19 protein-coding genes and 1 pseudogene are annotated in these 18,751 nt (G+C 72.9%); 11 read left to right on the top strand and 9 right to left on the bottom strand.

The features are described 5' to 3' along the window. Window positions 1–58: 58 nt before the first annotated feature. On the top strand, window positions 59–1,015 hold the full coding sequence (locus tag AB5J73_RS45345; RefSeq protein ID WP_370965871.1) for a hypothetical protein: 957 nt from the start codon (window positions 59–61) through the stop codon (window positions 1,013–1,015). A 74-nt stretch (window positions 1,016–1,089) separates the two neighbouring features. Here AB5J73_RS45345 and AB5J73_RS45340 read toward each other — a convergent pair whose 3' ends face one another. The 6 genes from AB5J73_RS45340 to AB5J73_RS45315 form a co-directional block, all read right to left on the bottom strand. Then, complete coding sequence (locus tag AB5J73_RS45340) at window positions 1,090–2,472, bottom strand: ATP-binding protein (protein ID WP_370965869.1); 1,383 nt, start codon at window positions 2,470–2,472, stop codon at window positions 1,090–1,092. Beyond that, the gene (locus AB5J73_RS45335; RefSeq protein ID WP_370965867.1) at window positions 2,469–3,155 is read right to left on the bottom strand and encodes a response regulator; all 687 of its coding nucleotides are present in this window, start codon (window positions 3,153–3,155) and stop codon (window positions 2,469–2,471) included. Before AB5J73_RS45335 ends, AB5J73_RS45340 begins: the two co-directional genes overlap by 4 nt. Window positions 3,156–3,200: 45 nt before the next feature. After that, window positions 3,201–3,389 (bottom strand): hypothetical protein, encoded by a 189-nt coding sequence (locus AB5J73_RS45330; RefSeq protein WP_370965865.1) that lies wholly within the window; start codon window positions 3,387–3,389, stop codon window positions 3,201–3,203. Beyond that, on the bottom strand, window positions 3,386–3,790 hold the full coding sequence (locus tag AB5J73_RS45325; protein WP_370965863.1) for a hypothetical protein: 405 nt from the start codon (window positions 3,788–3,790) through the stop codon (window positions 3,386–3,388). Before AB5J73_RS45325 ends, AB5J73_RS45330 begins: the two co-directional genes overlap by 4 nt. 62 nt (window positions 3,791–3,852) lie before the next feature. After that, window positions 3,853–5,577 (bottom strand): CocE/NonD family hydrolase, encoded by a 1,725-nt coding sequence (locus AB5J73_RS45320; RefSeq protein WP_370965861.1) that lies wholly within the window; start codon window positions 5,575–5,577, stop codon window positions 3,853–3,855. A gap of 10 nt (window positions 5,578–5,587) precedes the next feature. Next, window positions 5,588–6,121: a TetR/AcrR family transcriptional regulator gene (locus AB5J73_RS45315; RefSeq protein ID WP_370965859.1), complete on the bottom strand. Its 534-nt coding sequence runs from the start codon at window positions 6,119–6,121 to the stop codon at window positions 5,588–5,590. 23 nt (window positions 6,122–6,144) lie between these two features. On the opposite strand from AB5J73_RS45315, the gene AB5J73_RS45310 reads away from it, so the two are divergent. The 6 genes and pseudogenes from AB5J73_RS45310 to AB5J73_RS45285 all read left to right on the top strand — a co-directional run bounded on the left by AB5J73_RS45310 (window position 6,145) and on the right by AB5J73_RS45285 (window position 11,761). Continuing rightward, complete coding sequence (locus AB5J73_RS45310) at window positions 6,145–6,579, top strand: SRPBCC family protein (protein ID WP_370965857.1); 435 nt, start codon at window positions 6,145–6,147, stop codon at window positions 6,577–6,579. Window positions 6,580–6,645: 66 nt separating this feature from the next. Next, window positions 6,646–7,221, top strand: a complete 576-nt coding sequence (locus AB5J73_RS45305) for a TetR/AcrR family transcriptional regulator (protein WP_370973532.1) — start codon at window positions 6,646–6,648, stop codon at window positions 7,219–7,221. Between the two features lie 40 nt (window positions 7,222–7,261). Beyond that, window positions 7,262–7,636 (top strand): helix-turn-helix domain-containing protein, encoded by a 375-nt coding sequence (locus AB5J73_RS45300; protein WP_160700431.1) that lies wholly within the window; start codon window positions 7,262–7,264, stop codon window positions 7,634–7,636. A 411-nt stretch (window positions 7,637–8,047) separates the two neighbouring features. Then, window positions 8,048–9,814: pseudogene (locus AB5J73_RS45295) on the top strand (tetratricopeptide repeat protein); the annotation flags it as partial. Beyond that, entirely contained in the window at window positions 9,786–10,991 is a 1,206-nt protein-coding gene (locus AB5J73_RS45290; RefSeq protein WP_370965855.1) for a tetratricopeptide repeat protein, read from the top strand. The pseudogene AB5J73_RS45295 and the gene AB5J73_RS45290, both read left to right, overlap by 29 nt. 41 nt (window positions 10,992–11,032) lie before the next feature. Next, window positions 11,033–11,761 (top strand): M50 family metallopeptidase, encoded by a 729-nt coding sequence (locus tag AB5J73_RS45285; protein WP_370965853.1) that lies wholly within the window; start codon window positions 11,033–11,035, stop codon window positions 11,759–11,761. Here the strand turns inward: AB5J73_RS45285 and AB5J73_RS45280 are convergent. Continuing rightward, window positions 11,758–12,408: a response regulator gene (locus AB5J73_RS45280; protein WP_370965851.1), complete on the bottom strand. Its 651-nt coding sequence runs from the start codon at window positions 12,406–12,408 to the stop codon at window positions 11,758–11,760. The two genes, AB5J73_RS45285 and AB5J73_RS45280, sit on opposite strands and share 4 nt — an antisense overlap. Continuing rightward, on the bottom strand, window positions 12,383–13,621 hold the full coding sequence (locus tag AB5J73_RS45275; RefSeq protein WP_370965849.1) for a sensor histidine kinase: 1,239 nt from the start codon (window positions 13,619–13,621) through the stop codon (window positions 12,383–12,385). The genes AB5J73_RS45280 and AB5J73_RS45275 overlap by 26 nt, the downstream gene beginning before the upstream one ends. A gap of 166 nt (window positions 13,622–13,787) precedes the next feature. On the opposite strand from AB5J73_RS45275, the gene AB5J73_RS45270 reads away from it, so the two are divergent. After that, a complete protein-coding gene (locus AB5J73_RS45270; RefSeq protein WP_370965847.1) occupies window positions 13,788–15,230 on the top strand; it encodes an ArnT family glycosyltransferase in 1,443 nt (480 codons plus the stop codon). Window positions 15,231–15,241: 11 nt separating this feature from the next. Next, window positions 15,242–15,895 (top strand): GPP34 family phosphoprotein, encoded by a 654-nt coding sequence (locus AB5J73_RS45265; protein ID WP_370965845.1) that lies wholly within the window; start codon window positions 15,242–15,244, stop codon window positions 15,893–15,895. 195 nt (window positions 15,896–16,090) lie between these two features. Here AB5J73_RS45265 and AB5J73_RS45260 read toward each other — a convergent pair whose 3' ends face one another. Then, window positions 16,091–16,687 carry a TetR/AcrR family transcriptional regulator gene (locus AB5J73_RS45260; protein WP_370965843.1) on the bottom strand — a complete coding sequence of 199 codons (597 nt, stop codon included), beginning with the start codon at window positions 16,685–16,687 and terminating at the stop codon, window positions 16,091–16,093. A 91-nt stretch (window positions 16,688–16,778) separates the two neighbouring features. Here AB5J73_RS45260 and AB5J73_RS45255 point away from each other — a divergent pair, with 91 nt between their 5' ends. Further along, window positions 16,779–17,276: a PH domain-containing protein gene (locus tag AB5J73_RS45255; RefSeq protein ID WP_370965841.1), complete on the top strand. Its 498-nt coding sequence runs from the start codon at window positions 16,779–16,781 to the stop codon at window positions 17,274–17,276. After that, window positions 17,273–18,745, top strand: coding sequence for a PH domain-containing protein (locus AB5J73_RS45250; protein ID WP_370965839.1), 1,473 nt, complete (start codon window positions 17,273–17,275; stop codon window positions 18,743–18,745). Before AB5J73_RS45255 ends, AB5J73_RS45250 begins: the two co-directional genes overlap by 4 nt. The last annotated feature ends 6 nt before the right edge of the window (window positions 18,746–18,751 follow it).

Raw genomic sequence — 18,751 nt, 5'->3', positions numbered from 1 at the left:
TCCACAGGCGTTCGGTTCGGGTCTGGTGTGGTTGCCGGGCTGCGGTGACGATCATGGTGTGAAAGTCGGTCATTGGGGCGAAGACCCCGAACTACTCAGGGACAGCAGTCTCGAAGGCGTGATCCGCGTCCGGCGGCTCGAGGAACTGGGCGTGCCCGCGACGACGGCTTATCGAAGATGTGGGCCGGGAGGACCGTGGACGCGGCTTCTGCCCGGCATCGTCCTCCTGTCCAATGCTCCGCCGACGCGTCGGCAGCAGATCGCGGCCGCTCTCCAGTACGGCGGACCGGATGCGATCCTCACCGGTACGGAAGCCTGTCGAACGGTGGGCTTGCGGAACGTCCCGGAGGGCTGCTCCGTCATCCACTTGCTTGTTCCGCATGGCCGGCGGCTGCACAACTACGACTATGTACACATCGAACGTACGCACCGCACGCCGAAAGTTTTCTTCCGGCGTGGTCTGCCGGTCGCCGAACCGACCCGTTCGGTGCTCGACGCATGCCGTCGGATGACCGAACTCCGGCCCGTTCGCGCTCTTCTGACCGAAGCCGTGCAGCGTTCTTTCACGACGTACGAGCAGCTCACCAGGGAACTCGCGAGCGGCAGCCGGCGCGGTAGTGCGGTCCCGCGTCTGGTTCTCGCCGAGATGGCCGGCGGCGCGGAATCAGTGGCTGAGCTCGACGCGGTCCGGCTCTGGAAGCGAAGCGGGCTGCCGGAGCCGAAGTGGAACAGGCCGCTTTTCACGCGCTCTGGGGCCTACGTCGGCAAGCCGGATGCCTGGTTCGAGCAGGCTGGACTGGCGTGGGAAATCGATTCGCTCGCCTTCCACTCCGATGCGGATGGGTTCGCGCGGACTCTGGCCCGAAACGCCCGGTACGCGGCCGCGGGAGTCCTGGTCCTGCCGACGTTGCCTTCGCGCCTGCGCACCCACCCCGAGATGGTGATCGCAGAGCTCAAGGACGCATACGCGGCGGCTGCAGCGCTTCCCCGGCCAACGGTCCGTATGGTGGCGTGAGCTGAAGGGGACTTTCCTGGCATCAGATGCCAGGAAAGTCCCCTTCAGCGCATCTGATGCGACCAACGTCCCCTTCAGCCCAGCCGGAGGGGAACCGTGGCGGTCGAGGCTGCCAACGGGAACGTCATCGTGAACGCCGCGCCGCCTTCGGGGGCCGGGCCCGCGGTCAGCGTTCCGCCCATGCGCGTCACCAGGCCGTGGACCAGTGCCAGGCCGATTCCCGATCCCACCGGCCGCCGGTCGCGGTAGCGCTTGTTCAGCACGCCGCGCTCGAACGCCACCGGGTAGTCCTCCGGGGCCAGTCCCGGCCCGCCGTCGCGCACCGAAAGGGAAGCGCCGGAGGCGGTCACCTCGAGAGCGAACACCATCGGGGCGCCGCCCGGCGTCACCCGCAGCGCGTTCTCCGCCAGCCCGTCGACCACCTGACGCAGCCGCCGGGCGTCCGCGACCACCGGCACCGGAGAGGCAGGCGCCGAAACCGACAGCCGGACGTCTTCCCGGGCGCAGCGCAGCTGCCACACCTCCGCACAATCACGAACCAGCGCGGCCAGGTCCACCGAGGCCAGGTCGAGGCGGAACTCGTCGGCACCCAGCCGCGCCAGCTCCAGCAGGTCCGTCACGAGCCGTTCGAGGCGGGCTGCCTCGCGCTGGATCGTCTGGCCGGCGCGCACGGCGTCGTCACCGGACGCCACGCCGTCCGCGATCGCCTCCGCGAAGCCCGTCACCGCCGTCAGCGGGGTCCGCAGCTCGTGGGACACCGACAGCAGGAACTCCCGCTGCCGCGACTCGCTCACCGCCAGGGCGTCGGCCAGGGAATTCAACGATCCCGCGACCTCCGCCACCTCGCGCGGGCCCTGCACGGGCACCCGCACGTCCCGCCGTCCCGCGCGCAGTGAGCCCGCGGCGAGTGCGGCCCGGCGCAGGGGCCGGCCCAGGAGCCGGCCCGACACGAACCCGGCCGCGGCCGCCACCAGCAGCCCGATGCCCAGGGCCAGCGCGATGGTGCGCACCAGCGCGCGCTGCGTCGCTTCGGCGTTGCGGGCGGGCAGGACCAGCGCGAACGCCGCCCCGCGCGTGCCGACCACCCGCGTCTCGACCAGGTACTGCGAGCCCGCCACCGTGACGCGCCCCGAGTGGTCGGCGCCGAGGCCGAGCTTGCCCGCGGCCTGCACCGCGACCGCTTCGCCGAGCGCCTGCCCGCCCGCGCGCCGGACCACCACCGAGATGCCCTGGCCGCGCACGACGTCGGCCACCTTGCCGACGCCCAGGCGGTTGCCGATGCCGGTTTCGTCGAGCTGCGTCGCAACCACGTCGGCCTGCGCGGACAGCGACGACTGCAGCACGTTGTCCGCCGTCGTCCGGATCAGCCGCGCCGCGACCAGCCCGGCGACGATCACCGCGACCCCCGCGACCGCCAGGCACACCAGGGTGATCCGGCCGGCGAGCGTGCCCCTCATGCCGGGTCCGCCGCGTAGCCGATGCCGCGCACCGTCCGGATCGGGCTCGACGCCCCGAGCTTCGCCCGCAGCTGCGCCACGTGGACGTCGACCGTGCGCGTGCCCGCCGCTGCGGCGTAGCCCCAGACCGCGCTGAGCAGCTGGTCGCGCGAAAGCACCTGCCCCGGGTGCCGGAGCAGGTGCGTGAGGAGGTCGAACTCGGTCGACGTCAGGGAGATTTCGGCGTCACCCGCCCAAGCTCGCCGGGAAAGCACGTCGACCCGGGCCCCTCCGACGGTGAACGTCTCCGCGGCCGGCGTCGCCCCCGACGCGCGGCGCAGGACCGTCCGGACCCGGGCGGCCAGCTCGCGCGGGCTGAACGGCTTGGTCAGGTAGTCGTCCGCGCCGATCTCCAGGCCCAGCAGGCGGTCCAGCTCGTCGTCGCGGGCGGTGACGAACAGCACCGGCGTCCAGTCCCCGGCCGCGCGCAACGCCTTGCAGATCTCGATACCGTCCATTCCGGACAGTCCGATGTCGAGCACGATCGCGACCGGCTTCAACCGCTGGACGGCGTCGAGGGCCCGTCCGCCGTCCGCCTCGACGTGCACCCCGAAGCCGTCGCGCTTGAGGTACAGCGCCGCCAGCTCGGCGATCGCGGCCTCGTCCTCGACCACGAGGACGAGGCCGCGCCCCGGTGACCCCATGCCTACTCCCGTCTCCACCACCGTGTGCGGGGAGACGCTAGCCGGTCAGGGCGTGCCATCGCTGTTCATGTCGGATTCGATGCCGTTCAGCGTCGACTCGACGCCGCTCAACTCGGACGACGCGGGCGCGCTGCCGGAGTCCGGCGAGCCCATCAGGTTGTCGCGGCAGCCGGAGCAGCCGAGCGCGATGAGCGCGGCGGCCCCGACCGCTGCCGCGATCCTCGCCGCCCTCACTTCGCCGGCTTGCAGTGCGCGGACGCGAACGCGTCGAGCTTCTGCTTGGCCGCGTCCAGCTCGCCGATGCGGCCCTGGCGCTTGGTGGCCCGCTGGTCGAGCTGGTCGGCGCGCTGCGTGTGGCCCTTGGCGCGCTGGTCGGCGGCCCGCGCCTTGAGGTTGGCGACCGAGCCGCTGATCTCGGCGCCGCCGTTGATCCGCTTCTTCAGGTTGTCGGCCTTCTTCTGCAGCTTCGGCACCCAGTCCGAGCAGACCTGCTGCGACTCCTCGGGGCTGAGCGTGATCGGCGCGACCGGCGCCGGCGACGTCGTCTGGGCCGAGGCCAGCGGTGCCGCCACCAGCAGGCAGGCCGCGCTCCCGCAGCCCGCCAGCGCCAGCCGCGTCCAGGTGGTTCCTCGCATCGTTTCTCCTCGTGTCGGGTACGAGGAGAACTTTCGCGCGGCGGTGTTCGGAGGGCGTCCGCCTAGTGTTCGGGCTTTGTAAGGCCGAGGGTGACCGACGTCCGCGCGAGGTCGAACGTCAGCGTGTCGCCCAGCACCGGCAGCGCCGGGTCGAAGAGCTGCCCGTCGGTGCCGCCGAGGAGCAGGCCGAGCCGGTGCCCGGCCGGGAGGACGTGGTCGAGCGCGCTGAGGGTGAACGTCATGGTGTATGCCCGGCCCGGCACGAGCGGCTCTCCGTGGCGCAGCGACGCGTGGTGCCCCAGGTCCGCCCAGCCCGCGGCGACGATCCGGTGGTCGGCGCGCACCAGGTCGGTGGCCGTGTCGAGGAAGCACGCGGAATCGCCGGGCCGGCTCTCGCCCCAGCACGACGTCGTCGTCAGGTTCTTGGTCCCGCTGCCGTAGTTCGCGGTGTTGCGCACGTCGGCCGGGCCGTAATCGACGAGCGCGACGCCGAGCCGCGCGGCGGTCTTGTCGGACGACGCCGTGATCGTCACCGACGGCGACCCGGCGATCCGCACCGCGGCGGGCACGGGAGCGCCGGTGAACCGCGCGGCCGAGACCCCGGCCGCCCACGCCTCGCGGCCCACGGCGGGGTCGTCGGCGACCGTGGCCGTGCCCGAGCCGCGGAGCCCGAGCGTGCCGCCGGCCGACGGGCGCACCGTCAGCGGCGCCGTCGCGGGCGGCCAGCTCCGGACGTCGGTCCAGTGGTCCGGCGTGGTCTCGAGGTGGACGGCGGGCTCGTGCTCGACGCCGTTGCGGACGCCCTTCAGCCAGCGGTCGAACCAGCGGCCCAGCGTCGCCACCCACTGGGAGCGCTGCAGGTCGAACGGGTCGACGTGCCCGGCCTGGCTCAGCCACGCCTTGCGCGGGACCCCGGCGCGGCCGAGCGCGTCCCAGTAGGCGGCGAACTGGTTCGGCCCCACGACGCTGTCCCCGAACCCCTGCGCGACGAGCACGCTCGCGCGGCCGGGTTCCGGCACGTAGTTCACGCTGCGCCAGTAGGCGTTGTAGTCGCCGTTCGTGCCCATCCGCGCCTTGAGGTCCGCTTCGAACGGCTGGCACAGCCCGGCCGCGCGCTCGTTGTAGGTGAACGACGAGCCGGTGTGCTCCGGCGTGGCCAGCGGCGCGCCGTTGGCCACGAGCTGGGCGTAGTTGTCGGCGACGCCCTCGATCGGCACCACGGTCTTCAGCCCCTCGATGCCGGAGGCGGCCATGCCGATCGCGGTGGCGCCGTCCTGGGACTTGCCGATCGCGCCGACGTCCCCGGTGGCCCAGCCCGCCGTCACCGGGCGGCCGCCTTCGGGGGCGTCGAAGGCCTTCGCGCGGCCGTTGAGCCAGTTCACGACGGCGTTGCCGCTCGCGACGTCGTCGAAGCACCCCGACGAGCGGTTCGTCCCGCCGACGTCGGCGAGCACCACCGCGTAGCCGCGCGGGACGAAGTAGTTGTCGTAGAAGAGCGGGAACTGCTTCGGGCCGCCGTCCGGTTCGTAGGTCTTCTTCTGCGACTCGTTGCCGCGGCCGCAGCAGGCGTAGTACGGGCTGACGTCGAGGATCACCGGGACGCGGCCGTCGGTCGCCGGCCGGGCGATGTCGGCGGCGACGCGGTCGATCTTGCCGTCGTGGTCGTGGTCGGTGCCGGTTTCGACCCACGCCGTCTCGCGGACGGGCGGGCTTTCGGCCGCCCCCGCCACGGGTGTCAGCCCGGTCATCGTGAGCAGTGCGGCGGACATCCCCAGCAGCAAGCGCATCGCGCCAGTATCACGGGAGTCCTTCGTGCATGGCCAGGAACCGTTCCATCGCCGCGTCGACGGCGGCGCGGTCGCCGGTCGTCACGAGGTCGAGCAGCAGCCCGCGCGCGACGGCGAGGCCGAGCCGGGCGTGGGCCGCGCGGTCGGCTTCGGGGACGCCGTACTGCGCGAGCAGCGCTTCGATCGGGCCGAGCCAGTCGTCGATGACGCCGTCGAGGAGCCCGGTGGTGCCCGGGGTGCCGCCGAGGGCCTGGCCGTAGAGCTGGAAGAAGAGCTTCTCGTTGGCGCGCAGGTCGTCGTCGGTGAGTCGCTGCCAGAACTCCGCCGGGTCGAGGTCGGCGAGTGCGGCGCGCTGCCGGGCTTCGACTTCGCGGGCGACCGCCGTGAGCAGGCCTTCCTTCGAGCCGAAGTGGTAGATCAGCATGCGGTGGCTGGTGCCGAGGCCGGCCGCCAGCGCCCGCAGGCTCTTGCCCGCCCCGCCGTGGTGGGCGATGTGGTCGATCGCCGCGGCCAGGAGCCGGTCGCGCGGGCTTGCCTCGATCATGTACCAGATGGTACACGTACCAAATGGTACAAAGAATTTCCGTGCGCGGCCGGACGTCCGCTCCGCCCGACGCCGTGTACGCGCTCCTCCGTGACGGCGCGAGCTGGCCGGAGTGGTCGCCGCTGGGCTCGTTCGAGCTGGTCCGCGCGGGTGAAGGGGAGCCGGAAGGGCTCGGCGCGATCCGGCTGTTCCGGACCGGCGGCATCAAGTCGTACGAGAAGATCGTCGCGCTGGAGCCGGGCCGCCGGTTCGGCTACGCGCTGGAGCACGGCCTGCCGCTGCGGGACTACGTCGCCTACGTCGACCTTTCCCCGCGCGACGGCGGCACCGAGGTCCACTGGCACTCGACGTTCACGGCGAAGATCCCCGGCACCGGCTGGTTCTACCGGCGGTTCCTCGGGCGCTTCCTCGGGCGGGTCGTGGCGGGGCTGGTCGAGGCGGCGCCGGTGGCCCCATAAGGTGGGCGCATGTCAGCGCCACGACGGGGATCGACCGGCCGTACGCAGGAAGAGCGCAGCGCGGCGATGCGCGTCCGGCTGCTGGACGCGACGATCGACTGCCTCGTCGAGTACGGCTACGCGGGCACGACGACCACCCGCGTCGCCGACCGCGCCGGCGTCACGCGCGGCGCGCAGGTGCACCACTTCCCGACGAAGGCCGACCTGGTGACGTCGGCGATCCGGCACCTGGCGGCCAAGCGCACCGAGGTCGCGATGGCCGAGCTCGACCGGCTCCGCGCGTCCACCGACCCGGTCGGCGACGCGCTGCAGCTGATGTGGGAGATGCACCAGGGCCCGGTCTTTTCGGCGACGGTGGAGCTGTGGGTCGCTTCGCGCACGGACCCCGACCTGCGCCGCCAGATGGCGGTGGTCGAGCCGATCGCGACGTCCAGCCTGGTCGAGTTCGGCACGGCGCTGCTGCCGGAGCACGCCGAGCACCACGAATTCCTGCACGCGGTGTACACGGCGATGGACGTCGTGCGCGGCATCCTCATCGCCAGCTGGGCCACTCGCGACCAGGAGGAGCTGGAAGCCCGCTGGGACCGCGCGCGCCACCACCTGCGGATCCTGTTCACCGCGCTGATGGCTCCCACCAGCTGAAACGCGTGTTACTCTCTCCAGGAGAGTGAGGAGACGCGCCGTGTGGCAGCCCGACCCGTACGACCGCAACTGCCCGACCCGCCAGCTGCTCGACCGCATCGGCGACCAGTGGACCGTGCTGATCGTGGGCGCACTGAAGGACGGCCCCCTCCGCTTCACGGAGATCGGCCGCCGCGTGGACGGGATCTCGCAGAAGGTCCTGACGCAGACGCTGCGCAGCCTGGTCCGCGACGGCATCCTCACCCGCACGGCGTACGCGACGATCCCGCCGAAGGTGGAGTACGAGCTGACCCCGCTGGGGCGGAACCTGTCGGAGCCGCTGGAGATGCTGGACCGGTGGGCGAGGGTGCACATGTCGTCGGTGCAGGACGCGCGTGAGGCGTACGACGCGGAGCACACCCCGGCGTCGGCGTAGGTCACCCCGGGCCGGAGACTGCCGGATTCCACGAAGCCGTGAGTGATAGCGGGGCATTTGGTGCGGGTGCAGAGGTGGGGCCGCTGGGGCTGGGTGGTGTTCGCGCTGATCGCCGCGACCGCGGTGATCGCCGTTCCGGCCGTGCTGGGCGCGGCCGGGGTCAAGGGCTCCTGGTGGGTGGGCGGCGCGGCGGCGGTGGCGGCCCTCGTGACGCCGTTCGGCAAGATCATCGCCGAGCGGCTGCGCCGTCTCGTTTCCCGCCGTGACGAAGGCGACCTGGCCGTCGTCGACGGGTGTTTGGTGACTGCGCGCGGAAGTCTCCCGAAGGTGCGGGAGGTCGACGACCCGCGCCGCCTCGGGGTGCACCCGGCTGCCCAGCTCGATTCCGCCGACCAGCAGGGGCCGGCGGAGATGATGCCGGTGTACGTACCGCGAGACGTCGACGAGCGAGTGCGAGCCCGGATCGCGCGAGGTGGCTTCGTGCTGCTCGTCGGTGACTCGACGGCGGGGAAGACGCGCACCGCGTTCGAAGCGATCGCGGCCACGGTTCCCGAGCACGTGCTGGTGGCTCCCAAAGACCGCGCCGCGGTGAAGCCCGCGCTCGATCGGGCGATGCGGGCTGGGAACTGCGTGATCTGGTTGAACGATCTGGAGCACTACCTGGGACCGGCGGGTGTCACTCGTGAGTTGCTGAGCCGCTTGCTGTCCGGACCGCGGCACACCGTGGTCGTGGGCACGATCCGGGCGTCGGAGCGAGCTCGGTTCGCCGAACAGGCGGGCCTCGACGAAGCGACCCGAGACATGTTCCGCACGGCGCGAGAGGCGCTGGCCCTGGTCGACGACGAGGTCCGCGTCGAGCGCTTCCTGAGCAGGGCCGAAAGTGAGCGCGCCGCGGATCGTGTGTGGGATCGGCGCATCGCCGAGGCGATCGGCCACGGCGGCGAATACGGGCTCGCCGAGTACCTCGCCGCCGGCCCGGAACTGTTGCGTGCCTGGCACAACGGGTGGGACGTCGGAGCCCACCCTCGCGGGGCGGCTCTGGTGACCGCCGCGGTCGATGCGCGCCGCGCGGGCCTCGAGCCGCCGCTGTCCGGGCGGCTGGTGGAGGAACTGGCGGATGAACACCTGCGCCGGCGAGGGGGTGATCGACTTCGACCCGAGTCGTTGGGCGATGCCTGGACGTGGGCGCTGGGCGCTCGCCGGGCGACCACCTCGCTGATGACGGGCTCGGCCAAGGCCGGCTACGACGTGTTCGACTACCTGGTGGATGCCGCGCAGCGCATCGGCGGTCCGGAAGGGTACGTCCCGGAGTTCACACTGCGAGCAGCGCTCGACACCGCCGACGGTGCCGAAGCGATGGCCATCGGAGCCAAGTGCACCACGCAGGGGCACTACGCTCTGGCACTCGATGCACTTTCGCGGGCCGCGCAACGGCTGACGAGCGACCACGGGGCCGACCACCCCTACACCTTGGTGAGCCGCGCAGCGCTGGCCAGCGCGCTCCACGAGATGGGATTGTGGGACGAGGCCGAGAAAGAAGCCCGCGCTGTGCTGGCGATCCGCAGCGGTTCACTCGGCGGCGAACACCTCGACACACTGCGCAGTCGCAACAACCTCGCCTGCCTGCTCTGCGCGCGGGGCAAGTTCGACGAGGCCGAGCGGGAACACCTCGTCACCCTCGACGCGATGCTGCGACTGTCCGGTCCCGAGAGCAGGCTCACCCTGACCGTTCGAAGCAACCTCGCTCTCGTCCACGACCGGCAGGGAAAGCTACTGGAGGCCGAACACGAGCATCGCGCCGCGCTCGACGGGATGATCGACTTGTTCGGCGAGGACCACCCCCAGACCTTCGGCAACCGCGACCACTTGGCGCGCATGCTCTACCAAGCGGGCCGCTGGGAGGAGGCCGAACGCGAGCACCGCGCCGTGCTCGAGCTCCGCACGCGCACGCTCGGCGCGGATCACCCCGAGACCCTGACCAGCCGTAGCAACCTCGCGCTTCCGTTGAGCCGGCTGGGGCGGCTGGACGAGGCCGAACACGAGGGTCGCATCACGCTGGAGGCCCGCCGCCGGGTTCTCGGCCCGGACCACCCCGACACGTTGACCAGCCGGAACAACCTCATGGTCGCAGTGTGCCTGCTGGGCCGGCATGAGGAGGCCGAGGAGGAACACCGCGCGGTCCTCGACACCCGCCCGCGTCCTCGGCGCAGACCACCCCGACACACTCACGAGCCGCAGCAACCTCGCGTTCGAACTGATGCACCTGGGACGTCTCGAAGAATCGGAGCAGGAGCACCGCGCGGTACTCGACGCGCGGGTACTCGTCCTCGGCGCGGAACACCCGGACACGCTGATCACCCGCAACAACCGGGCGGCCCTGCTCCACGACCTCGACCGGCTCGACGAGGCCGAGCGGGAACACCGCGTCGTCCTCGAAGTGCGCACTCGGCTCCTCGGTCCTGACCACCCGTACACCCGGAGCTGTCACGCCGATCTCGCCACCACGCTCCGAGCCATGGGACGGCTGGAAGAGGCAGAGCGTGAGGTTCGTGCCGGGCTCGACACCTGCGTCCGGGTGCTGGGCCCGGACCACCACGACACGTTGTTCCGACGGGATCTGCTGGCAGCCACCTTGCGCGACTCGGGGCGGACGGAGGAAGCCGAGGAGCACTACCGAAGGCTGTTCGACGCCCGGACCCGTGTCCTCGGGCGGGACCACGCCGACACTCTGACCAGCCGCGCCAACCGGGCGATCGCCCTCGGTGAGCTGGGTCGCCTCAGGGAGGCCGAGCGGGAGCACCGTGCGGTGCTCGAACTTCGCGATCGCGTCCTCGGTCCGGAAGACCGCAGCACGTTGACCAGCCGATACCACCTCGCAAAGGTAGTCGGCAAGCTTGGTCGGCTGGAGGAAGCCGAGCGCGAACACCGTGCCGAGCTCGAGGTGTGCTCGCGGGTGCTGGGACCGGACCACCCGGATGCGCTGAAGAGCCGGGACGCGCTCATCGCCGTCTTGTGTGAACTGGGATGGCTCGCGGAGGCCGAGCGGGAGTTCCGCTCCGCGATCGAAATCCGGGTGCAGGTGCTCGGCCCCACGAGCCGCGACACCGTGGTCTGCCGGGTCAAGCGGGCAGCCCTTCTGCTCGAGCTGGGACGGCAGGCCGAGGCCGCTCGTGAATACCGGCTCCTGGGAGCGATCTGCACCCGGATCCTCGGGCCGGACTACCAAGCGGTCCTCTCGGGTCCGGACGGTATGTCGGTCTTCGAGAGCCGTCTCGAGGAGGCCGATCGCGAACGAGCCGGCGCTCACCGGACAGCTCCTGGACAGTCCGCGAACGGACTCCCGCCCGGCTCCTGAATCGGCGAAACTGGGCGGAAACGGCTCCGGGGAGGGGTTCCATGGCGTCCGGCGTGTTCTCAGTGCTCAACGAGACCGTCCCGGCTCCCGGGTGGGGGCTCGTCGGGGTGACGGCCGTCTTCGCCGTCGCGGTGTCCGCCACCTCCTCGGTGCTCGTGGCCACCGGGACGTGGACGGTCCTGAACCGGGTCAACGTGCTGGGAACGCTCTTCCACGAAGGCGGCCACGCGCTGGTGAGCATCCTGACCGGCGGGGGCGTCTTCCGCATCGAGATCACCAGCGCCGAGTCCGGGGGTACCTGGCATTGGAACCCCTCGCCGTTCGCCCGGGTGCTGGCGACCGCTTCCGGGTACGCGATGCCGCCGCTGGCCGGGCTCGGTGCGGCGGCGTTGCTGCACCGCGGGCTCGCGCCCGCCGTGCTGTTCCTGACCGTCGCCGCGATGGTGCTGATCCTGCTGGTCACCCGGGACGCGATCACCCTGGTGGCGGTCGTCGCCGTCGGGGCGGTCGCCTTCTGCGCCCTGCGGTGGGCGCCGGTGTGGCTGCAGAACGGGGTCGCTTACGCCGAAGCGTGGCTGCTGCTGACGAGTGAGCTCGGCGGGCTGGCCGCGCTCGTCGCGAACCGGGCCCGGGGCGGGTTCCGCGGGCAGGACGACGATGCCTCGTCGCTCGCCGAACGGACCGGGATCCCCAGCTTCGTGTGGATCGCCGCCTGGTTCACGCTGATCGGGTGGGCGGTCTGGCACGCCTTCCCGATGCTGTGGCCCTAGCGAGCCACCAAACCTGCCTCGTGGGCCAGCAACCCAGCCTGCGTCCGGTTGGCGCACTCCAGCTTCACCAGCATCCGCGACACATAACTCTTCACCGTCGCCTCAGCCAGGTGCAGCCGCCCCGCGATGTCCGCATTGGACAGTCCCTCGCCCAGGCACGCCAGCACATCGCGCTCGCGGTCGGTGAGACCCGCAGTCCGGCGGCGCGCGTCCTCGCCGCGCTCGCGGCCGTCCGAAGACAGCGCCACCAAGCGACGCGCCGCCGAAGGCGAAAGCACCGTATGACCGTCCGCCGCCACCCGGACCAAGCCGATCAAGTCCTCCGGCGGCGTCGACTTCACCAGGAAGCCCGCCGCTCCCGCGCGCAGGGCCCGGATGACATACGTGTCCGCGTCGAACGTCGTCAGCGCGACCACCGCCGGCGGGTCCGGCATGGCCGTGATGCGCGCGATCGCCGTCAGGCCGTCCACGCCCGGCATCCGCAGGTCCATCAGGACCACGCGGGGCCGGTGCCGGACCACGGCCTCGACGGCTTCGGCGCCGTCGGCCGCCTGGGCCACCACGTCGATGTCGCCCGCCGAGCCCAGGATCGTGCGCAGGTGCGCGCACACCATCGGCTCGTCATCGACCACGAGCACCGGGATCACAGTGCGTGCCTTCCGCCGTCGGTACGTAAGCGGGCAGTATCGCACCGACCCGGAACCCGCCGCCGGGTGCCGGGCCCGCGTCGAAGCGGCCGCCGACCAGCTCGACGCGCTGCCGCAGGCCCGCCAGCCCGGCACCGGAGCCGCTGCCGGCCAGCGCCGGGTCCGGGGGGCGCACCGCGGCCGTGTTGCCGACCGAGACGTCCAGCCCGTCGTCGCGGTAGCGCAGGGACACCGTCGCCGACGCGCCCGGTGCGTGCTTGCGCACGTTCGTCAGCGCTTCCTGGACCAGCCGGTACGCGGTGCGCGCGACGGTCGGGGACACCCGCGCCGGGTCGCCGGCCACCACCAGCACCGTCGCCACCCCGACCGACCGGGACTCCTCGACCAGCCGCGCCGGGTCGCCGGGCTCGGCCGGGCTGAGCGTCCGCGCGCCCACGACTTCGGTGCCGTTGCGCAGGACGCCGACCAGTTCGCGCAGCTCGTCGAGCGCCTGGGCGCCCTCGCGGCGGATGTCCTCCGCCGCCGTCCGGACCGCCGGCTCGGCCGACGTCACGCCGAGCGCGCCGGCGTGCAGCACCATCAGGCTGAGCCGGTGCGTGACGACGTCGTGCATCTCGCCCGCGAGCCGCCGCCGTTCCTCCGCGCGGGCCTGCTCGGCGAGCAGGTGCTGCTCCCGCTCGGCCCGTTCCGCGCGGTCGCGCAGCGACTGCAGCAGCTGGCGCCGCGCCTCGAAGTAGAGGGAAACCAGCGCCGGCAGCGCCGTGCTGAGCAGCCCGAACGGGGTGACCGCCCAGTTCGGCGTCCACGGCCGCGACGCCACGACGGCCAGGACTCCGGCGACCCACAGCACGGTCCGCCGGTCCAGCACCCGCGCCGCCTGCGAAAGGATCACCGGGGCGATCGTCGGGACGGTCAGCAGGGCGAGCGGGTGGAGCGGCACGAGCAGGCCGGGCGCGAAGACGTCGGACGCGAGCATCGCGAACGCCGCCGCGGTGACGAAGGCGCACACCGGCACCGGGAAGCGGAACAGCAGCACCAGGGTGAAGTCGCAGACCACCTGCAGCACCAGCCCGGCCGCCGGGCCGAGCGCTCCCGTCGTCCGGTCGCCGAGCGCGAAGAAGAGCGTGTTCATGCCGGCGAACGCGAACGCGGCGACGAACAGCCAGCAGGCGTCGGAGCGGCTCGGCCACAGCGGCCGCCGGGCGGTGGTCACGCGGTCACGGTAATCGCCGGGCGGGCTCGCCGCGCCCGGACCACAACCAAAGTTGCACCGCGCGCCGGGTGCTCGCAACGTTCGTCGCCGCGATCACCACCCTCGTCCGGTTTCGCGCGACCCCGGCGGACCGGTGGACTGGGACACCACGGCGAGGGGGGAGAAAGTGACTGTCCTGACGCGACCGAAGACGACGTTCGCCACGGGCCCGGTGCTCGTGGTCGCGGGCCTGGCCGGGCTCGCGCTGCTGCTGACCAGCGGGCGCTACGCCGGCGGGTTCGACGAGCTCTACTTCCTGGTGGCCGGTCGAGATCACCTGGCCTGGGGGTATTTCGACCAGCCACCGCTCATCCCGGCGCTGGCGGCGGCGATGGACTGGCTCGCGCCGGACTCGCTCGTCGTGCTGCGCCTGCCGATGACGCTGGCCGCGGCCGCCGGGGTGGTCGTCACGGCGCTGATCGCCCGCGAGTTCGGCGGCGGCCGCGGCGCCCAGGTGCTGGCGGCCGGGTGCTACGCGACCTCCGGCATCATCATCGCGAGCCACTGGCTGGCGACCTACGTGCTCGACCCGTTCCTCTGGACGGTCGTCACGTGGCTGCTGGTCCGCTGGACCCGCACCCGCCGCGACGGCCTGCTCGTCTGGGCCGGCGTCGTGACGGCGGTGTCGCTGGAAACGAAGTTCCTGATCCCCGCGCTCTGGGCGGCGGTGCTGCTCGCCGCGCTGTGGCTGGGCCCGCGAGAGCTGCTCACCCGGCCGAAGCTCTGGCTGGGCGCCGCGATCGCCGTCGCCGCCACCCTGCCGACACTGGTCTGGCAGGCCACCCACGGCTGGCCGTACACCCACATGAGTGACGTCGTCGCGGCGGAGTTCCCCGGCTACGGCGGCTTCGCGCGGGACGCGCTGCTCGGCGCCGGGGTCGGGGCCGGTGTGCTCGCGCTGCTCTACGGGGTCTGGCGGCTGCTGCGCTCGCCCGAGCTGCGGCCGTACCGCTACCTCGGCGTCGCGGCGCTCGTGGTGTCGGTGGCCGTGCTGGTCATGCAGGGCCGGTCGAACTACGTCATGGGGTTGTACGCGGTGCCGTTCGCGGCCGCGGCCACCGAGCTCAGCTGGCGGAACCTGGTCCGGTGGTGGAAAGCGGTGGTGTGGCCGGTGTTCGCGGTGTCGGCCGTCGTGACGCTCGTCGCGCTGCCGGTGTGGCCGGCGACGGCGCGGACGTCGTACGGGCCGTTCCTGCTCGGCAGCACGTTCGCGCAGGGTGAGCTGCCGCAGCAGGAACTGGCGAAGGCGGTCGGGCAGGCGTACGCGGCGCTGCCCGCCGACGCCCGGGCGCGGACGGCGGTGTACGCCGAGATCTACCCGTTCGCGGCGGTGACGGAGTTCTACGGGCCGCCGGCCGGCATCCAGCGTGTCTACAGTGGACACCGCGGGTACTGGTACTTCGGGCCGCCGCCGGAGTCGGCGGACGCGGTGCTGTTCCTGGGTTTCGACCCCGGCCTGCTGCGCCCGTACTTCGCGCACGAGACGACGGTGGTCGACGGGCTGCTGTGGCACTACGACGGCCGGACGGCGCCGTGGCGGGACATCTGGCCCGCGCTGAAGCGGCAGTGAGGAGAACGACGATGCTTTCCCTGCCCGCACGGGCGTACCTGCTCGCCTGCGACACCCGGCGCGACCGGCTGCCGGACCGCGAGCGCGTGGCGCTGCTGGTCCGCGCGGCGGCGCTGACGGACCTGGTGCTGCGCGGCCTGGTCGCCGACGACGACGGCCGCCCGGTCGTGACCGGGGCCGGTGGCACCGGGCACCTGGTGCTCGACGACCTGCTCGTCGAACTGTCGGCGGACCCGCACCGCAAGTGGCGCGCCCGGGTCCGCCGCGGTGCCCGCGGCACGCTCGAATCGCTGGAGGCGCAGCTCGGCGCGGCCGGGGTGATCACGCTGCGGACGTCCCGCGTGCTGGGGCTGTTCCCGCGCCGCCGCCCGGTGGTCCGCGACCGCGCCGCGGCGGCCGCGCTCCACGACGAGGTCGCCTCGGCGCTGCGGAGCACCGACCGGGTACCACCGGGTATCGCGGCGCTGACGGCGCTGGCCGCGGCGGTCGAGCTGGGCGCGGTCCTCCCGCGCGCGGACCGCCGCCGGCACAAGGAACGGATCGCGCAGCTGGAGGACCAGGCGGGCGCGGCGGTCCCGGCCCTGCGCAAGGTGATCCGCGAGGTGAACGCGGCCCGCACGGCGGCGATTTCGGCGGCCTCCGGCGGCGGTGGGGGTGGCGGCTGAGCTGGTGCCGCCGCGGGGAAGCGGCTCGTGTGGCGTGCGGGTGGTGCCGCCGCGGGGAAGCGGCGGATCCGGTGCCGCGCAGGTGACTGCAGGTGACTGCGGTGCCGCCGCGGGAAAACTGCGGAGCGGGCGTCCTCCACGGCACTTCGCTCCGCGGAGGCCGGCGAACCAGGGAGCCGAGGGGGCTCGCTGGCGTCAGCCGGTGAACAGCCGGCCGAGGTAGTAGTCCACAGTGGCCACTGCCTCGGCCGGTGTCCGGTGCCCCATCAGGATTTCCGAGCCCTGTGAGTCCGCGAGTGCCCACAGGATCGCCGCCTCGGCCGCCGGGTCGGCCGAGGCCGGGACGGCGCCGGCTTCCTGTGCCTGGCGGACCTGGTCGGCGAAGAACGCCAGCAGTTCGGGCATGCCCTCGCCGAACACCTCCGACATCGCCGGGTCGGCGACGGCGCGGATGAAGTACGCGACGCCCATCAGGAAGTCGCCCTCGCTGTCCGGGTCGCGCGGCAGGACCTCGACCAGGCACGCGCGCAGGATCGACCGCGGGGTCGGCGGCCCCTCGGCGAGCACCTTCGCCGCGATCCGCTCGCTGCGCAGCTTGTGCCGGTGCGCCAGGGCGAACCGCAGCATATCGTCCTTGGTCTTGAAGTAGTGCTGCACCGACCCCATGGACATGCCCGCTTCGGCGGCGACGTGGCGCAGGCTGACGCCTTCCAGTCCGGCTCGCGTGGTCAGCCGCTGCAGCGCTTCGGCGATCTGCACCCGGCGCTGCTCGTGGTCCACCTGTTTCGGCACGTCCGCTCCCGTTGTCATGCGATCGCATTGCGAAGACCCCGTCCCCGCCGTTACGATGCGGTCGCATTGTAAAACAACTTCGGGGGTGTTCGTGTCTGACGGTGTCGTGCGGCTGAGGCCGCCGCGCAACGCGCTCGACCGCCGGGCGATCGCCTGGTGGCGCACGCAGTGGGCACTCGTGTTCGGGCCGGTGGTGCTCGTCCTCGCGGTGCTCGGCGTGCTGATCCCGCCGGCGGCGTTCTGGCTGCTGGTCCCGGCCGCCGTGGTCGCGGTGCTCGGCGCCGCCTGGTGCGCCGTCCTGCCGGTGTGGTGGTTCGGCCTGCACCGCTGGGAGGTCACCGGCACCGCGGTCTACGTCCGCTCGGGCTTCCTGTGGCAGGAATGGCGGGTGGCGCCGCTCTCGCGCGTCCAGACCGTCGACACGCTGCGCGGGCCGCTGCAGCAGCGCTTCGGGCTCGCCACGGTCACCGTGACCACGGCGTCGGCGCGCGGCGCGGTCAAGCTCCGCGGCCTGGACGCCCAGCTCGCGGCGGAGGTCGCCGAGCGGCTGACCGACCGCACCGAGGCCACGCCCGGGGACGCGACGTGACCGGCTGGCGCCGGCTCGACCGGCGCACCCTCGGCGTCACCGCCCTCGTCGCGGCCGGGATCGCGGTCTCGGCGGGGGTGCCGATCGCGATCGGCACCCGGTCGCCGTGGCTCGTCCCGGCGGCCGTCCTGTTCGTCGGCGCCGGCGTGCTCGCCGACTTCGTCCGCTGGCGGTCCACCCGGTACCGCTGCACGCCCGAGCGCCTCGAGCTCGAGTTCCGGTTCCTCGCCCACACGCGCAAGTCGCTGCCGCGCGAGCGGATCCGCACCGCCGACCTGACGGCCAACCCGCTGCACCGCGCGTTCGGCGTCGCCGTCCTCACCGTCGGCACCGGGCAGCACGAGAAGTCCGGCCAGGGCGGTATCACCCTCGCCCCGCTGGCCCGGGCGGACGCCGAAGCGCTGCGCACCGAGCTGCTGCGTCGCGGCACGGCCACCGGAAGCGCCGAGACCGCCGACGGGCCGCTGGCGAGCCTCGATCCGAGCTGGATCCGGTACGCGCCGGTGTCGTTCGTCGCGCCGGCGCTCGGCCTGTCCGCGTTCGGCGCGCTGTTCAAGGTCGCGGACTGGTTCGACGCCGGCGGTGGCCTGCTGAAGTGGCTGCTCGACCTCTTCGGCGACCTCCCGCTGGTCGCGAGCGTCCTGCTCCTGCTGGTCCTGGCCCTCGTCATCGGCGTGGCCGGGGCCGCGGGCCTGTTCGTCGAAATGTGGTGGCACTACCGGCTCGACCGCGAACCCGGTGGCACCCTGCGCGTCCGCCGCGGCCTGTTCACGACCCGGTCGGTCACCATCGAGGAGCGGCGCCTGCGCGGGGTCGAGCTCGTCGAGCCGCTCGGGGCCCGGCTGGCCGGCGCCGCTCGCGTGGACGCCATCGCCACCGGCATGAAGCGCGACGACGGCAAGACCGAAGCCAAGACGCTGCTGCCCGTCGCGCCGCGCGCGGTGGCCCGGGACGTGGCGACGCGGGTGGCGGGCGAGCCCGTCGCGGACGTCCCGCTGGTCCCGCACCCGCGGGCCGCCCGCGGCCGCCGGCTGCGCTGGGCCCTGCTGACCGCGCTGGTGCCGGTGCTGGTCCTGCTGCTGCTCGGCGCGCTGCTCACCGACGTCCTGCTCGTGCTGGGCGGAGCCTTCGCCGTCGTCGCCCTCCCGGTCGCGGTCCTGCTGGCCCGGGACGCCTACCGCGGCCTCGGGCACGGCTCTCGCGGCCGCTACCTGGTGCTGCGCGCGGGCACGATCCGGCGCAGCACGGCCGTCCTGGCGCGGGACGGGGTGATCGGCTGGACCGTGAAGCAGTCGGTGTTCCAGCGCCGCCGCGGGCTCGCGACCTTCACCGCGACGACCGCGGCGGGCGCCGGCGCCTACTCGATCCTCGACGCCGACGCCGCCGAAGGACTCGAGTTCGCGGCGGCGGCCGTGCCCGGCGTCCTGGCGCCGTTCGCTTCGGCGCCCGCCGAAGCGTCGCGGACCTAGGGTTCG

This window comes from Amycolatopsis sp. cg9 (assembly GCF_041346945.1).
Lineage (GTDB): Bacteria > Actinomycetota > Actinomycetes > Mycobacteriales > Pseudonocardiaceae > Amycolatopsis.
This window is presented reverse-complemented; position numbering and strand designations above follow the sequence as displayed.

Excerpts from the sequence above, each read along its gene's own strand:
- AB5J73_RS45325 (WP_370965863.1), bottom strand. The coding sequence starts at position 3,790 with ATGCGAGGAACCACCTGGACGCGGCTGGCGCTGGCGGGCTGCGGGAGC.
- AB5J73_RS45320 (WP_370965861.1), bottom strand. The coding sequence starts at position 5,577 with ATGCGCTTGCTGCTGGGGATGTCCGCCGCACTGCTCACGATGACCGGG.
- AB5J73_RS45315 (WP_370965859.1), bottom strand. The coding sequence starts at position 6,121 with ATGATCGAGGCAAGCCCGCGCGACCGGCTCCTGGCCGCGGCGATCGAC.
- AB5J73_RS45305 (WP_370973532.1), top strand. The coding sequence starts at position 6,646 with ATGCGCGTCCGGCTGCTGGACGCGACGATCGACTGCCTCGTCGAGTAC.
- AB5J73_RS45310 (WP_370965857.1), top strand. The coding sequence starts at position 6,145 with ATGGTACAAAGAATTTCCGTGCGCGGCCGGACGTCCGCTCCGCCCGAC.
- AB5J73_RS45340 (WP_370965869.1), bottom strand. The coding sequence starts at position 2,472 with ATGAGGGGCACGCTCGCCGGCCGGATCACCCTGGTGTGCCTGGCGGTC.
- AB5J73_RS45335 (WP_370965867.1), bottom strand. The coding sequence starts at position 3,155 with ATGGGGTCACCGGGGCGCGGCCTCGTCCTCGTGGTCGAGGACGAGGCC.
- AB5J73_RS45285 (WP_370965853.1), top strand. The coding sequence starts at position 11,033 with ATGGCGTCCGGCGTGTTCTCAGTGCTCAACGAGACCGTCCCGGCTCCC.
- AB5J73_RS45265 (WP_370965845.1), top strand. The coding sequence starts at position 15,242 with ATGCTTTCCCTGCCCGCACGGGCGTACCTGCTCGCCTGCGACACCCGG.
- AB5J73_RS45290 (WP_370965855.1), top strand. The coding sequence starts at position 9,786 with ATGAGGAGGCCGAGGAGGAACACCGCGCGGTCCTCGACACCCGCCCGC.